The organism is Xanthobacter versatilis (assembly GCF_043193975.1).
Lineage (GTDB): Bacteria > Pseudomonadota > Alphaproteobacteria > Rhizobiales > Xanthobacteraceae > Xanthobacter > Xanthobacter autotrophicus_E.
In genome coordinates this window covers 474593-489821 of sequence record NZ_JBAFVB010000002.1, presented here as the reverse complement: position 1 = coordinate 489821, position 15229 = coordinate 474593, and the positions used below count along the sequence as shown (strand labels likewise).

The following is a 15229-nucleotide window of genomic DNA, read 5'->3' as shown; positions in this document are numbered from 1 at the left end:
ATAGCGGTGCAGCACGCCGGAGGGAAGCCCCGGCGTGCTGCACCGCATCATTTTCAGTCCAGCCGGCCCGCGGCGTGGGCGAGCATGGTGTAGACCTTGCCCGTGTCGGACGTGAGGTAGGTCTTGGCGAGGGCACTGCCGCGGTCGTCGCCGGAGACCTGCTCGAGCAGCCGCTCGAACTCGGTCACGTAGCGGTCCACGGTCTCACGGAATTCCGCATCTGCGCGGTAACGGCGCTTCAAGGTGTCGAACGCCTGCTGGCCCTGGGCCGTGTAGAGGCGGCGCGAGAACACGTGGTTCTCGCCCTTGTTATGGCGATCCCACATTTCGCCGGCCGCCTGGTGGTCCACCATGCGGGCGATGTCCGCGGAGAGGGTGTCGAGGGAGACCGTGTTCGCGGCCGGGGCCTGGGGCGCGCGGGCGGCGGGCCGGTCCTCGTCGTTCAGGCTGTCGGAGGCGCGGGCGAGCAGCTCGGTGAGCCAGCCTTCCTGCTCCTCGCCCTGGGTCTCGCGGGACACGCTCTCGCGGACCGGTGCAGGGCGCGGCGCGGGCCGCTCCACCGGCTCGGCACGGCGGGGCGCGGCGGGCGGCGCCGAGCGGCGCAGCTCGCTCTGCAGCAGGCCGCCTTCGGAGCGGCTGCGGGAGGTCTCGCGGGACGCCTCGCGGACGGCGGAGGCGCGGGCGGCGTCCTGCGTCGCGGTGCGGGCGGAGGTCTCCACCACGTCGAGGGCCTGGCCCTGGCGGGCCACGATCTCGTTCAGCTCGGCCAAAGCCTTGATCTGCTCGGCCACGGCACGGCGCATGGTGGCGGCGCTCGCCTCGGTCTCGGCGGGCAGCTCCAGGATGCCGCGCTTCATCTCCTCGCGGGCGAGGGTGATGGCCTGCTGCACGTCCTCGGCCACGCGCTTGAGGTCGCCGGCCACCTCGGTGAAGCGGTTGCCGGTCTCGCCGAACAGGGTCTGCACGTCGGCGAGGGCGGCGGCATAGGTCTCGCGCAGGGCGGCGGCGGTGCGCTCGCGTTCCTGGTCGGCGGCGGTGCGCACCAGCGAGAGCTGGTTCTCCACCGCCTGGGTGGAGCCGGAGGTGGCTTCCGAGACCACGCTGGCGATCTGGCGGGCGCGCTCCTGCGCCGCGCTGAAGGTCTGGTCCAGCATGGCATGGAAGGCGCTGACACGGGCGTCCACGTCGGCGATGCGCTGCACCAGGGACTGGGACAGCTGGTCCATGTCGCCACGGCGGGCGGCGAGGGTGGAGTCCACCTGGTCCTGGGCGGTGCCGAGGGTGCGGGCGGCCTCGTCCATGAGCTGGCGGTTCTGCTCCAGCCGCTCCGCGAGCGAGGCCATCTGCGCCAGGGCGCCGTTGGACACCTCGCGCAGGGCATCGACCTGGCCCTGGAAGCGGTAGGCGGTGGCATCGGCGTTCTGGCTGATGCCGTCCACGGTGGCGCCGAAGCCCTCCACCTGGCGGGCGAACGAACCGGAGAAGGCGTCGAGGTTGTTCACCGCCGTGGACATGGCGCCATGGAAGGTGGCGTTGGCCTCGGCCAGGCGCTCGATGATGGAACCCACGTCGCTCTTGAGCGAGGTGTTGGTGGCGGTGATTTCCGCCACCGCGCGCTGGCTGGTGCGCTCCAGCGCCGACAGGAAGGTGCCGTTCTTATCGTCAATGAGATGGGCGATCTCGGTGAGGCGGGTGCCGAGGGCGTCGGCCACCTTCTCCGAGTGCTCGGTGAGGGTGCGGCTGACGTTCTGGGACAGGGACGAGAGCGAGCGCTCCACCTCGGAGGCCTCGGCGCGCAGGGTGCCGGAGACGGTCTCGATGCGGCCGACCAGGGTGTCGGCGAGGGCGCCGCCGCGCACTTCGAGAGAGGTGGCGACGCCGTCCAGGCGGCCGAGCACCAGTTCCTCGATGCGGTGGACGCGGCCGTCGAGCACCGAGGCGATCTCCGAGGCCCGGGTGCCGATGTTGCGGTTGACCACTTCGGCGCGCTCGGTGAGCACGTCGCCCAGCGCCTTGGACCGCGAGGCGAAGAAGGTCTCCAGCGTCTCCACCGACTTGTCGAGGGATTCGGTGGCGGACTTGGTGCCCTCGGCGATGGTGCGGGCGAAGGTGACCGTGCGCGTGGCCAGGGTCTCGGTGAGGCTCTGGGAGCGCTGGTCCAGGGTCTGCTCGATGCGCGAGATGCGCTGGTCCATGATGGTGGCGACGTTGTCGGTGGTGGCCGACAGGCGCTCGTCCAGGGTGGAGGTGGCGTGCTTGAGGTTCTCGTTCACCGCGGCGACGCGGTGGGCGATCTGCTCCACCAGCTCGGGCGCGTGCACCTTCATGGTGGTGTCGAAGGCGCGCACGCCTTCCTGCATGGTCCGGGCGATGGCCGAGCCGTCGTGGTGCAGGCGCTCGGCGAGGTCGGCGCCGCCCACCGTGATGGTCTCCTCGATCGCCTTGAGGCGGGCGGTGAGCATCTCCTTGATGGCGTCGCCCTTGACCCCGATGGTGGCGACCAGCATGTCGGCGGTCTCGCGGAAGGCCTCGTTGACCTTGGAGCCGCGCGCGCCGATGGCCTGCGTCACCTCGCCGGCGACGCGGGACAGGCGCTCGGTCATGTCCGAGCCGGCGATGTTGAGCGAGGAGCTGATCTCGTTGCCCTTGTCGACGAAGGCAGCCACCACCTGGGTGCTGGACCGGTCGAGGGACGCGGTGATGCGTTCGCCGGTCTCAGCGAGGCGCTGCTGCAGGTCCTCGCCGCGCACGGCCACGGCGTCATAGATGCGGTTGCCGGTGGTCTCGATGCGGTCGGCCAGGTCGGTGCCGCGCACGGAGAGGGTCTGGGCCACGCGCTCGCCGGTCTCCTCGAACTTCTTGATCAGCTCGCCGCCGCGGATGGAGAAGTCCTGCACCGCGTTTTCGCTGGTGGCGCGCAGGGCGGTATTCACCTGCGACACGCGCTGGTCGATGTCTTCGGCGAAGCGGTTCGAGTTGTCGGCCAGCGTCTCGCCGATGCCGTGCTTCAGGCGGTCGATGTTGGCGGTGATGTCCTCGCCCCACCGGTCGATGAGCTGGGCCACGTCGGAGGTGGTGGACAACAGGTTGGTGGAGAGGTCGTCGGTGCGGGACTTCAGGGTGTGCACCAGCAGGTCGCCGGATTCCGACAGGTCCTGGCGGATGTCGGAGCCGGTGAGCTGGAGCCGGTCGATCAGCTCGCCGCCCTTGGCGGTGAGGCCGTCGATCATGCTGTCGCCGACGCGGGCGAGGGCGGCGGTGATGTGCTCGCCCTTCTGGCCCAGGATCTCGGTGACCTGCTCGCTGGCCTCCATCATGGTGCCGTGGATGCGCGAGGCCACGTCCTTCACTTCGTTGGACAGCACCGCCTCGGCGCTCACGATGCCCTCACGCAGGCGCTCGGTCTCGATCTGGATGTTGTGGCGCTCGTTCCGCAGCTCGTCGATGAGGGAGCGGATGCGAGCCTCGTTCTCCTCATAGGCGCGCTCGAGGATGGACACCTCCGCGCGCACCATGGCTTCCAGCTCGCCGGCGCGGGAAATGGCGCGATCGACGCCGTCACCCATGGCCGCCACCTCGCGGCGCACCGCCTGGCCCACGGTGACCACCGTCTCTGTGGCGATGGATTCCGGCTGGGCGAGGCGCAGGGCCACCTCGGTCATGGAACGGGCGATGCCCTGCAGCTCCAGCGACCGGCGCAACACGCTTGCAAGGCCGAAGAAGGCCAGCGGCGGCAGAAGGATGCTGGCGAAGATGCCGAGCAGGGCCGGGGAGCCGAACAGCGATTCCACGCCGTTGGAGCTGGCCACCAGGGCACGGTGGTAGGCGAAGGCGAAGGCGATGCCGGCGATGATCCACAAGGCCGAGGCGCCGGCCGCCCAGTAGTAGGGCGTGGCCGCCGAGCGCTTCTGGAGCTGGCCCAGCAGCTGGCCGATGGTCTGGCGGTCGTCGTTGGCGGCGCGCCGCTCGGCGTCGATGCGCGCGCGCTGCGGGCCGTCGCGCCGACCCTCGGGGCGGGGAGCGTCGGGCCGCATGGCTTCGCCTTCCGGCGGCCGGGGCCTGCGGTTGATCGGCCGGCCGTCGCGGGGCGGCGCGGGCGGTAGCCCCCGCTCACCCGCGGCGGCGCGCTCCCCGACGGAGCGATCCTGGGGAAAGGCGGGCTCGGATCCCCTTTCAGGTCCCTTGGTCAGGGGGCCCGCTTCGGCATTGTCGAGCTCCAGCGTCAGAGCTTCCTGGATAGCCGACAGAGCCGCCTCGGTCGGGTCCTGGATCTTCTTGGGTTGCTTCATGTCGCTGTCGCCTCTGCCTTCGACGGCGCGCGCGGGGTGTTCCCGCCGCGGCGCCGTGTCCAGTACACACACCCTTTCTATCCGACGGGGCCGGACGGAAATGGTTTACCGTTCCTTATCCTAGCTATGGTGCGCTGCGGATTGAACCGGCCCGGCCACAATAATGAAGATATCGTTAACGCCACGTCCGAGCGGCCATGGGGACCGGGCAAAGCTGGTGTGGCCCCGCGCTTGCAGCTATAGGCATCGCGTCACCACGCGACGTCCTCATTCCGCCACGGCCGGTTCCGGCAGGCGAGCAGCAAGCGGCTCATTCATGGTTGCCATCACCTTCATCGAATACAACGGCACGGCCCATCAGGTCGAGGGCCCCGAGGGCGCCACCGCCATGGAGACAGCGGTGCGCAACGGCGTGCCGGGCATCGTCGCCGAGTGCGGCGGCGCCTGCGCCTGCGCCACCTGCCATGTCTATGTGGACGAGGCCTGGGCGGACAAGGTCGGCGAGCCCTCCGAGATGGAGGAAGGCATGCTGGATTTCGCCACCGACGTGCGGCCGAGCTCCCGCCTGTCCTGCCAGATCAAGCTGACGGCGGCGCTGGACGGGCTGGTCCTGAACATCCCTGAGACCCAGGGCTGATCGCACGGGCACCGGTCTTGGACTGGTGCCGAGGGGGCTCAGGCGCCACGCTGGCTTCATGCCAAGTGCGGTCCGGCGCTACCGGGCCGCGCTGGTGTCACTCCACCTTTTCGTTGGGGTAGATGCCGAACAGCTGCGACTGCTGCACATAGCCGTCGAAGCCGTCGCCGATGAGCCGGCAGAACTTGCCGTCGCAGGTCTTCACCACGCCGAGCACGCTGGGCTCCAGCCGCGCCACCACCTTGGCGTCGGTATTGGGGGCATCGCGCATGGGCACGGTCTCGCCCTTCAGCCAGGGCGCAACCAGGGCGGTGCGGCGCAGCGACAGCATGGAATGGTAGACCCAGCCTTCCGCTCCATCAGCATCGCGGATGCGGCGCCAGGTCTCGAACTCGGCGGTCACTTCCACCGGCAGGCCGGCGCGGTTGAACACCCACGACACGTCGTGGTCCTTGTTGGGGCCGTTGCGCACATTTACCTTGTCCGCCTTGAGCGAGACGAAGCGCGGCACCGGCAGACCGGAGGTGCCATCCTCGGCGGCCATGGCGGGCCGCGCAGTGATGGGCTGGAGCCCGGCGCCCCCGGTGACCGCCAGCGCCAATGCAAGGGCCTTGAGGCTTCGCATCAGATGAGGTCGCATCGTGCGCATGACGGGCTCGTCCTTTCGTATTGCTCTCGAAACGGGGGAGTGCGCCGCTCTACCGGGCGCGTCAAGGGCACGCGGTGCAGGGCGCCTTGTGTTTCCCTGTCTGTCTGATAGACGGGACCAGAAGCGTTAAGAAATGGGGAATGGGGAGTAACGATGGTGCGTCGCAAACCCCTCGTCGTCGTCACGCGCAAGCTGCCGGACTCGGTTGAAACCCGGATGCGCGAGTTGTTCGACGCGCAATTGAACCTCGACGACGTGCCCATGGATCAGGCCGCGCTCGTGGAGGCCGTCCGGATTGCCGACGTGCTGGTTCCCACCCTGACCGACCGCATCGATTCGGCGGTCCTGTCGCAGGCTGGGGAAAACCTGCGGCTGATTGCCTCCTTCTCCAACGGCGTCGATCACATCGACGTGGCGAGCGCGCTCAATCGCGGCATCACGGTCACCAACACGCCGGGCGTCCTCACCGAGGACACGGCCGACATGACCATGGCGCTGATCCTCGCCGTGCCTCGCCGGTTGGCCGAGGGTGCGCAGGCGGTGATCGCGGACAAGGACGAATGGCTCGGCTGGTCGCCCACATGGATGCTGGGCCGGCGCATCTGGGGCAAGCGCCTCGGCATCATCGGCATGGGCCGCATCGGCCAGGCGGTCGCGCGCCGCGCCAAGGCCTTCGGCCTGCAGATCCACTACCACAACCGCCGCCGCCTCCCCACCGGCATCGAGGAGATGCTGGACGCCACCTATTGGGACAGCCTCGACCAGATGCTGGCGCGCATGGACATCGTGTCCATCAACTGCCCGCACACGCCGGCCACCTACCATCTGCTCTCGGCGCGGCGGCTCAAGCTGCTCAAGCCCGAGGCCTATGTTGTGAACACCGCCCGCGGCGAGGTGATCGACGAGAACGCCCTGACCCGCCAGCTTGAGGCAGGCGAGCTGGCCGGTGCCGGCCTCGACGTGTTCGAGCATGAGCCGGCGGTGAATCCGAAGCTCATCCGCCTCGCCAAGCAGGGCAAGGTGGTGCTGCTGCCGCACCTGGGCTCCGCCACGCTGGAAGGCCGCGTGGACATGGGTGAGAAGGTCATCGTCAACATCAAGACCTTCATGGATGGCCACCGCCCGCCGGACCGCGTGCTTCCCGCCATGCTGTGAGGGCGGGGGCGCCTGATTGGGGTGCGGTTAAGCCCATACCCGCGATTAGTGTGCCCCCTCTGGGGTCCCTGAACGAAGTTCTTGGATCTAGGAGACAAGGTCTGGACACGGCGCCTCTTCCCGCTCTACCTTGAGCTGTATTGGGGGAGGCGTTTTATGGACCCCGTCCGATTTGCGTCGCGCGGCAGTGATGCGCGCGCGTTGATGCTTTATGAAGCCAACAAGAAGTCAGCCGTAATCGCCTATTTGCTATGGTTTTTTCTGGGCGGTCTCGGCGGTCATCGGTTTTATACAAGCGCACCGGCTCAGCCGTTGCCATTTTGCTTCTCACGATCTCCGGTGCCGCCCTGTCTGTGGTGGGCGTGGGCTTTATTCTGCTGGCCTTTGTAGGTATCTGGGCACTTGTTTATGCCCTCCTGATCCCGGGTTGGATCAGCAATTACAACACCCTGCTCGTCCATCAGCTGGCGGGCTGATCACACCCCCACTGTCCGCACACGCGCCGACAGCTCAGTTGTGCGGTCGCGGAGACCGGGCATCGGGGTGAATCAGGACAAGTGACCATGGATCTCATCTCACGTTGAGGGAGGGTCTGTCATCGCATGTCTCCCGAAGTCTCAAGCGCGCTCGCTCGCGCGGCCGACCTGCACCGGATGGGGCATTTCGAACAGGCGCTCGCGATCTATCGCCGGCTTGCGAAAGCGCATTCCGCCTCATTCGATATCCAGCGCCTGTTGATTTTCGAGCTGCTGCAAGTGGGACGGCCCAAGGAGGCCGTGATTGCGGCGCGTCGCCTTCGGGACGCTCACCCGCGCAATCCCCATGCGGCGATCCTGCTTGGTGCCAGCCACCAGGGCCTGGGCAACTGGGAGAAGGCGCTTGCCGCCTTCCAGGTTGCTCTCAGCCTTGAGGGCGCGCCCCTGGAGGCCCACTTCCTCGCTGGCAACGCGTTGTGCGCCCTCGGCCGATATGCGGAGGGCGTGGCCTGCTACGACGCCGTCCTGGCGGCGGATGTCCGGTCCATCGAAGCGCTCTCCAACCGTGCCGGCGCCCTTGCGCGCCTCAGCCGGCTGGAGGAGGCGCTGCGCGACAGCGAAGCGCTTGTCGCCCTGCAGCCCTGGCAGCCGCTGCATCTCGTCAACCTGGCGGGGACCTTGCTGGAACTTGAGCGCCCCAGGGATGTCATAGCCGCGGCCGATGCCGCGCTTCGCCTGGCCCCCGGGCTTGCGGATGCCGAATATCTGCGCGGGCAGGCGCTGCTGGGACTGGGCAAGTGGGCCGAGGCGCGTGTCAGCCTGGAGAAGGCTGTCGACCTCGCGCCTCAGAACACCGCATTCCACGTGCGCCTGATTTCCGTCCTGCATCTTCTTGAGGACCTGCCCGCAGCGCGCAGCGCCTGCGACCGCGCCGTTGTTCTCGACCCGAAATCAGCGCTGCTTTTCCAGCTTCGCGCGGAAATTCGCCGGGCGCAGGACGATGCTTCCGGTGCCATGGCCGATGTGGAAGCTGCGCTCGCGCTCGATCCGCGACTGGCATCCGCGCACGTGTCGCGCGCCCGTCTGATGGCGGATGACGGCCGCCGGGCAGACATGCGCAAGGCCCTCGGGCGTGCCTTGGAAGTCGATCCTCGTCCGTCCTATGTCTTGTATGCGAATGCGCAGGAAAAACTTGCCCAGGAACAGTGGCTGGAGGGCTGGGCGGGATACGAGCATCGCGAAGGGATACTGCCGCCGCCCTTCAACCCGCTTCCCTTCACGCGCTGGGACGGACGGGAAACGCCGGAAATGCTGGTTGTACTGGGCGAGCAGGGGATAGGGGACGTGATCTTCTTCGGCCGCCTTCTGCGCCTTCTGGCGGATCGCGGGATCAGCACCGTCCTGCTCACGAGGCCGGGTCTCGTCCCCTTGCTTCGAGCCCTCGACGGCCGGGTGCCGGTCGTCTCCGATCTATCGGGAATAGACCAGTCGATGCAGGGCCTGCGCTGGGCTCCCATCGGCAGCCTGCCGCATCTTGTGTCCCCCGACCCGGCCCAGTGGCCCTCCGCACCCTATCTCACCGCGCCGCAGGACCGGGTTTCCAGATGGCGCCACCTGCGCCGCGATGGCGCTTTCAACATAGGCATCAACTGGCAGGGCAATCCGTCGCGTAACGTGGATGTGGGACGCTCGATGCCCCTGGCGCATTTCGCCCCGCTGGCCGAGATTCCGGGCGTGAGCCTTGTGTCGCTTCAGCACGGAGCAGGCAGCGAGCAGTTGGACCAGGTGCCATTTGCAGGCGCGATCGTGCGGCCTGACGCGGGCTTTAACGCGGACGGCATCTTTATCGACACGGTCGGCCTGATGCAGACCCTCGACCTGGTCGTCACCACAGACACCGCGCTCGCGAATCTGGCGGGCGCCTGCGGCCTTCTCACCTTCGTCGCCCTGCGGGCCATACCCGATTGGCGGTGGGGATGTGAGGGCGAGGAAACCGTCTTCTTTCCGAGCCTCCGTCTGTTCCGGCAGCAGATAGCAGGAGACTGGTCGAGCCTAATGGAGCGTATGGCTCATAAAATACGAGAGCTGATGTAGAGTGCGTTCATGGCGGGCGAGGCTCCCCCTTAACGGGTCCGCACATGCGCCGACAGGTTGGTGATGCGCTCGCCGGTACCGGTCAGGGGGTTATCCGGGTCCCACCCATAGCTCAGGGTCTCGAAGCGCATGGCGCGGGCGTCGATCATCAGCAGGCGCCCCACCAGCCCCTCGCCGAAGCCGACCACGGCGCGGATTGCCTCCAGCGCGGCCAGTGATCCGGCGATCCCGGCCAGTGCTCCCAGCACACCCGCTTCCGCGCAGGCCGGCACCGTGCCCGCCGGCGGCGGCTCGGGAAACAGGCAGCGATAGGTGGGGTTGGGGGTGCCGTCCGGCGCCGTTTCGTGGGCGCGCAGGGTGGTCACCGTAGCGTCGAAGGCGCCGAGCGCCGCCGTCACCAGCGGTTTTTTCGCCAGCACGCAGGCGTCCGACACCAGATAGCGGGTGGCGAAATTGTCCGAGCCGTCCACCACCACGTCCGCCTGGGCGATGAGGTCCAGGGCGTTGCCGGCGTCGAGCCTTACGGCGTGGGTCACCAGTTCCACATGGGGGTTGAGGGCGGCGATGGCGTCGCTGGCACTGTCGGTCTTGGGCCGGCCCACGTCCTGGGTGCGGTGGATGACTTGCCGCTGGAGGTTGGAGAGGGAGACCACGTCGTCCTCGACCAGGATCAGCCGCCCCACCCCCGCCGCGGCCAGATAGAGCAGCACCGGCGCGCCGAGGCCGCCTGCGCCCACCACCAGCACGGTGGCCGCCTTCAGCTTCTGCTGCCCGGGGCCGCCCACGTCGTGCAGCACGATGTGGCGGGCGTAGCGTTCGATCTCGTCGGGGGAAAAGGCCATGGCGGAATCCTTAAATCCAGTAGCCGCCGGCGTCACCCTTGTGGCTGTCGCTCAGTTTCCCGACAGGCGGGCGATCAGCGGCAGGAGGGTGGTGTTCACCGCCTCGGTCGTCAGCGGGCCGACGAATTTGTGCGCGATGGTGCCGTCCCTGGCGACCACGAAGGTCTCCGGCACACCATAGACGCCCCAGTCGATGGCGGCGCGGCCCTTGGGGTCCACGCCCACCGCCTGATAGGGCAGGCCATATTGGCCGAGGAAGCGGCGGGCATTCTCCGGCGCGTCCTTGTAGTTGATGCCCACGAGGTTGAAGCGGCCGTCCTTGGCGAGCTGCATCAGCACGGGATGCTCGTCCCGGCAGGGGCCGCACCAGGAGGCCCAGACATTCACCAGTGTCGGCTTGCCGGCAAGCGCCGCAAGATCAATGCCCGGCAAAGGCGTGCCGCCGGGGCCCTTGAGGCCGTCGAGCGGTGGCAGCGCGATCCGGGGCGCCGCCTTGCCCACCAGGGCGGACGGGATGCGCGAGGGGTCGCCTCCGGTTTCGAGCCGCGAGAAGAACAGGCCGGCCAGCGCCAAAAACAGCACCAGCGGCAGGGCCACCAGCCAAAGTCGACGGCGGGGCCGCGTCGGGGCGGGCATCTCGTCGGGGGTGCTCATGGTGCGTCTCCCGGCGCATCCCCCGTCCCGCGGCGGGACCTCTTGCCGATACCGCGCGCCTCCAGATCGGCGAGCGTCCGGCGCTGGCGGCCGTAGTCGGCGAGGAGCCAGGCGGCGAGCAGGCCGAGGCCCAGCGTGGTGACGCCATAAGAGGCGGCGATGAAGACGAAGTGGCTCATTTCGGATCGCTCATCCCGCCGGCTCAGGCCATGGCCTCGGCGGCGGCGCGGGCTTCCAGCGCCTGCACCCGGCGGTGGAGAATTTCCGTGCGCATGCCCAGCATGTGCAGCGCCACGAACAGCAGAGTGAAGCCGATGGCGCAGACCAGCAACGGCCACAGCAGGCTCGATTCGATGGTGGAGCCGCCCATGCGGAACACCGAGGCCGGCTGGTGCAGGGTGTTCCACCAGTCCACCGAGAACTTCACGATGGGCACGTTGATGAAGCCCACCAAAGTCAGCACCGCCGCCGCGCGCCCGGCGCGGTTGGGGTCGTCGATGGCAGCGCGCAGGGCCATCAGGCCCAGATAGAGCAGCAGCAGCACCAGCATGGATGTGAGGCGCGCGTCCCACACCCAATAGGTGCCCCACATGGGCCGGCCCCAGAGCGCACCGGTGACGAGGCACAAAGCGGTGAAGGTGGCGCCCACGGGCGCTGCGGCCTTGTGGGCCACGTCCGCCAGCGGATGGCGCCAGACCAGGATGCCGATGGAGGAGGCCGCCATCATGGAATAGCCGAACAGGCCAAGCCACGCGAACGGCACGTGGATGTACATGATGCGCACCGTCTCGCCCTGCTGGTAATCGGGCGGGGCGCGGAAGGCGAGGAAGAAACCGACGGCGAGCGTCACCACCGCCGCCCCCGCGATCCACGGCAGGATGCGGGCGGACAGGCTCATGAAGCGGACCGGGTTGGCAAGGTCGAGGATCGCCATGGCGCGGTTCTAAAGCGCCCGCGCGCCGGAGGGAAGCGCTCTCGCCGTTCAGGATTTCGTGTCGCAGGGGGGCGGTTGGGCCCGGAGGGTCAGGCCAGACGCACCTGCCGGCGGATCAGCCACAGGGTGAAGCCCGCCCCGACCGCGCCATAGGCGAGCAGGATGGCGAGGGACAAGGCGAGATCGCCGAGGCCGTCGCCGCGCCACAGCGCGCCCTGGAACGCCTCGATGCCCCAGGCGGTGGGCGTCAGCACGCCGAGGTTCTGGAGCCATTCCGGCATCAGGAAGCGGGGCACCATGCTGCCACCAACCGCTGAGAGCAGCAGCACTGCGAAGGTGGAGAGGGTCTGTGCCTGATGGCGGGTGCGCGCCACGGCCGCCAGCGGCAAGGCGATGCCCGCCGCCGCCGCCGAGGCCGCCGTTGCCACCAGCGCGACGGTGCCCAGATGCTGGATGACGTGCACCCCGTAGACGATCTGCGCCACCGCGAACAGCACGGCGGCGAGCGCCAGCCCCTGCAGGATCAGGAAGAACAGCTTGCCGCCCACCAGCGCCAGTACGCCGCCGCGGCTCATAACGATGCGATCGAACACGCCCGAGCGGCGTTCATCCACCAGGCTCGCGGCCCCCTGCACCGCCGCGAACAGCAGGAACAGCATGGCGATGGCGCCGGCATAATAGCTCACCCCCGGCTCTGCCCGGCGGCTGGCGAGGGGCTGGCGCTCCATCAGATCGGCGCCGCCCTGGGCCACCAGCTCCGGTGCGCGCGACACCGAATCGTCGAGCCGCGCTTTCTGCTCGGCGGAGAACGGCCCCACCAGCACCTCCATCTGCCCTGCCACCCGCCGCATGGCGAGGCCTGGCAATTCCTCGGTGAATACGCGCTGGACGCGGGCGGCGAGCAGCGCTGCCGCCACGTTGCGGCCGGCGTCGGTGATGATCACCAGCGGCGGCTTGTCGGTGGCGGCGGCTACGTCCCCGCGTACGATCAGGCCCACGTCGGCGCGCCCGTCCGCCACGCGCAAGGCCACATCTTCGGGGGCCACCGGTGTCAGGTGGACATCCGGTGCGCGGGCGAGGGCATCGAGCAGCATCCGGGCTGCGGGGGCGTCCGTGGTCCGCGCCGCCGCCAACTTGATACTGGACGCCTCACCGCCGGTGCCGGCGAACACCGCCGCGAACAACACGAACAGCACCGGCGGCAGAACGAAGGTCATCAGCAGAGCGCCGCGGTCGCGCATCAGTGTCAGCACCATGGCCCGGACGATGGCGATCATCATGGGGACGGTTTCCGGGTGACGGAGGCGTAGAGCGCATCGAGCCCGGCGGCCTGGAGCGACAGGGTGCGGGGCACCAGCCCTGCCCCCTTCAGGGCCGCGATGAGATCGCCCGCCGCGGCCGGCGTGTCCGCCACCACGCCGCTGAAGGCGGTTTCGTCCGGCGAGGGGTGAAGGCCATGGGCGGCGAGCACCTGCCGGCCGGCAAGCGTGGGCGGGGCGGCGAAGGTCGCCTCCACCCGGCGCTGGTTGGGAAAGTGCGCGGCGACCAGCGCGCCGAGCTCGCCTTCCAAGGCCACCCGCCCGTCCTTCAGGATGGCGACGCGGTCGGCTACGTCCTCGGCGAAGGTGAAATCGTGGGTGACGAGGAGGATGCCGAGCCCTTCCCCCGCAAGGCTGCGCACCAGAGCCGCCAGTTCCGCACGGGCGGGGGCGTCCACCCCCACGGTGGGCTCGTCGAGCACCAGCAGGCGCGGGTCGCCCACCAAGGCGGCGGCGACGTTCGCCCGGCGCTGCCAGCCGCCGGACAAGCGGTCGATGCGCTCGTTGCGGCGATCGGCGACGCCGGTGCGCACCATCACGTTGGCGACGCAACTGGGCACAGCGGCCCCCGGCACGCCGGCGAGGCTGGCAAACACCTCCAGATTTTCGGAAATGGTCAGGCTGCGATAGAGCGCGATATCCTGCGGGGCGAGGCCGATGCGGGCGCGCGCGGCACCTTCCGCCGCCGCAACGCCGCACACCGTCACCGTCCCGGCGCGGGGTGCGATGCGGCCGCAAATCGCGCGCACCAGGGTGGTCTTGCCCGCGCCATTGGGGCCGGTCAGCGCCGTCACCGTACCTTCGGGCACGACCAGATCGACGCCCGCCAGCACCGCGCGTGCGCCATAGCCCACGTGAAGGCCCGAGATGGCGAGGGGCGGGGCCGGTGAGGGGGCCGGGGCCGGGTCTACCACCTCGAGGTCGTATCGCGGCGCGGCGCTCACGGCGCCAGCGGCCCCATCAGTTCGCCGAAGGCGGCGGTCATGAAATCCCGCAGGGGTTCCTGACCGTCCGTATTGGGGCCCAGCTCCTGGGAGGCGGCGAGGGCGCCGGCCAGGTGCTCGGACAGGAGCTTGCGCGCGCGCGGCGCACCGAGGGAGGCGATGACGGTAGCCTTGTGGGCGTCCTTGCCCACATCCTTGCCGAGGCTGGCGGAGGAGGCGGAGGCGTCGAGGATATCGTCGAGAATCTGGTAGGCGCGCCCCACATGGCCGGCCAGAGCCTTCAGGTGACCCATCTGAGTCTCGTCGGCCGCCGCCACATGGCCGGCGATCTCCACCGCGGCCGAGAACAGCACGCCGGTCTTGCGGCGGTTCACGTCCTCGGTGGCGGACAGGCTGCGGCCGGGGCTCGGGCGCAGGTCGTCATACTGGCCGCCGCACAGGCCCAGCGAGCCCACCGCCATGGAGAGGATGGCGACCGCTTCCAGGCGCGCACGCTCGCTCACCCCCGGCGCTGCCGCCGCCACCCCGAAGGCGCGCGACAAAAGGCCAATGGAGGCCAGCACCGCGACATCCTCGCCGTACTGCACATGGGTGGTGGGCTGGGCGCGGCGCATGGCGGCGTCGTCCATGCACGGCAGGTCGTCCACGATCAGCGAGGAGGCGTGGATCATCTCCAGCGCGCAGCCGAAATCCAGCACCGCATGCTCGGAGGCATTGAGCTGGATCGCGGCGGCAAGGGTGAGAAGGGGTCGCAGCCGTTTGCCGGGCGAGAGCAGGATGTGCCGCATGGCGGCATGCAGCACGGCCGGGTGGGAGGCCGCCGGCGGCACCAGCAGGCCGAGCCGGCGATCGATCACCGCCCGCAGGAAGGATAGGTCGCGCGAGCGCGGCGGGAACGCGGCGGTTGCCGGCTCTTCCAGCTCCTGCACGCGACCTTCCGGTGCCCGGGTCTCCGGCTCCGCCACGGCCAGCACCAGGGTGGAACCACCTTGCGACGCGCCGTGGGACGAGCCTGGCCGCAGCGCGTCGTGCGAACCTTCCGAGGTCCGCCGGTCCCGTCCGCCCTTCTGCCCCATCCACGCCCCTCATCTTAAGCTGTGCTGCTGGGGCGTACCCCTGCTGGCAAGATAGGTTGCCAAAATACGTTGCCTTGAACGACTTTAGATCACCCCTTAAGGAAGGATGCCAGAGCGCGCGGCACGCCGCGCGACAGATTCTGCCGGCGTGTGGCGTCAC

Annotated in this window: 14 protein-coding genes; 5 read left to right on the top strand and 9 right to left on the bottom strand. The window is 69.1% G+C overall.

Features of this window, described 5'->3' with window-relative positions:
• Positions 1 to 53: 53 nt before the first annotated feature.
• On the bottom strand, positions 54 to 4289 hold the full coding sequence (locus V5F66_RS05890) for an apolipoprotein A-IV repeat region-like domain-containing protein (protein WP_012116091.1): 4236 nt from the start codon (positions 4287 to 4289) through the stop codon (positions 54 to 56).
• A 316-nt stretch (positions 4290 to 4605) separates the two neighbouring features.
• On the opposite strand from V5F66_RS05890, the gene V5F66_RS05885 reads away from it, so the two are divergent.
• On the top strand, positions 4606 to 4926 hold the full coding sequence (locus V5F66_RS05885) for a 2Fe-2S iron-sulfur cluster-binding protein (RefSeq protein ID WP_012116092.1): 321 nt from the start codon (positions 4606 to 4608) through the stop codon (positions 4924 to 4926).
• 97 nt (positions 4927 to 5023) lie between these two features.
• Here the strand turns inward: V5F66_RS05885 and V5F66_RS05880 are convergent, their stop codons facing one another.
• Positions 5024 to 5551 (bottom strand): SH3 domain-containing protein, encoded by a 528-nt coding sequence (locus V5F66_RS05880; protein ID WP_394005486.1) that lies wholly within the window; start codon positions 5549 to 5551, stop codon positions 5024 to 5026.
• Between the two features lie 177 nt (positions 5552 to 5728).
• Here V5F66_RS05880 and V5F66_RS05875 point away from each other — a divergent pair, with 177 nt between their 5' ends.
• From V5F66_RS05875 to V5F66_RS05860, 4 genes are all read left to right on the top strand, one after another.
• Positions 5729 to 6730, top strand: a complete 1002-nt coding sequence (locus V5F66_RS05875; RefSeq protein ID WP_394093449.1) for a 2-hydroxyacid dehydrogenase — start codon at positions 5729 to 5731, stop codon at positions 6728 to 6730.
• A 156-nt stretch (positions 6731 to 6886) separates the two neighbouring features.
• Positions 6887 to 7120 (top strand): NINE protein, encoded by a 234-nt coding sequence (locus tag V5F66_RS05870; protein WP_394093448.1) that lies wholly within the window; start codon positions 6887 to 6889, stop codon positions 7118 to 7120.
• On the top strand, positions 7051 to 7206 hold the full coding sequence (locus V5F66_RS05865) for a hypothetical protein (protein WP_394093568.1): 156 nt from the start codon (positions 7051 to 7053) through the stop codon (positions 7204 to 7206). The genes V5F66_RS05870 and V5F66_RS05865 overlap by 70 nt, the downstream gene beginning before the upstream one ends.
• A 126-nt stretch (positions 7207 to 7332) precedes the next feature.
• Positions 7333 to 9300 (top strand): tetratricopeptide repeat protein, encoded by a 1968-nt coding sequence (locus V5F66_RS05860; protein ID WP_394093447.1) that lies wholly within the window; start codon positions 7333 to 7335, stop codon positions 9298 to 9300.
• Between the two features lie 29 nt (positions 9301 to 9329).
• On the opposite strand, the gene V5F66_RS05855 is transcribed toward V5F66_RS05860, so the two are convergent.
• The 7 genes from V5F66_RS05855 to V5F66_RS05825 form a co-directional block, all read right to left on the bottom strand.
• On the bottom strand, positions 9330 to 10142 hold the full coding sequence (locus tag V5F66_RS05855; RefSeq protein WP_394051199.1) for a HesA/MoeB/ThiF family protein: 813 nt from the start codon (positions 10140 to 10142) through the stop codon (positions 9330 to 9332).
• Between the two features lie 51 nt (positions 10143 to 10193).
• Entirely contained in the window at positions 10194 to 10796 is a 603-nt protein-coding gene (locus V5F66_RS05850) for a DsbE family thiol:disulfide interchange protein (protein ID WP_394051197.1), read from the bottom strand.
• Positions 10793 to 10975: a heme exporter protein CcmD gene (ccmD, locus tag V5F66_RS05845; RefSeq protein WP_049776025.1), complete on the bottom strand. Its 183-nt coding sequence runs from the start codon at positions 10973 to 10975 to the stop codon at positions 10793 to 10795. Before ccmD ends, V5F66_RS05850 begins: the two co-directional genes overlap by 4 nt.
• A 23-nt stretch (positions 10976 to 10998) precedes the next feature.
• Entirely contained in the window at positions 10999 to 11730 is a 732-nt protein-coding gene (locus tag V5F66_RS05840; protein ID WP_012116098.1) for a heme ABC transporter permease, read from the bottom strand.
• Positions 11731 to 11819: 89 nt separating this feature from the next.
• Positions 11820 to 13010 carry an ABC transporter permease gene (locus V5F66_RS05835; RefSeq protein WP_394093446.1) on the bottom strand — a complete coding sequence of 397 codons (1191 nt, stop codon included), beginning with the start codon at positions 13008 to 13010 and terminating at the stop codon, positions 11820 to 11822.
• Positions 13007 to 13993, bottom strand: a complete 987-nt coding sequence (locus V5F66_RS05830) for an ABC transporter ATP-binding protein (RefSeq protein WP_394093445.1) — start codon at positions 13991 to 13993, stop codon at positions 13007 to 13009. Before V5F66_RS05830 ends, V5F66_RS05835 begins: the two co-directional genes overlap by 4 nt.
• Positions 13990 to 15069, bottom strand: coding sequence for a polyprenyl synthetase family protein (locus tag V5F66_RS05825; RefSeq protein ID WP_394093444.1), 1080 nt, complete (start codon positions 15067 to 15069; stop codon positions 13990 to 13992). The genes V5F66_RS05830 and V5F66_RS05825 overlap by 4 nt, the downstream gene beginning before the upstream one ends.
• Positions 15070 to 15229: the final 160 nt, after the last annotated feature.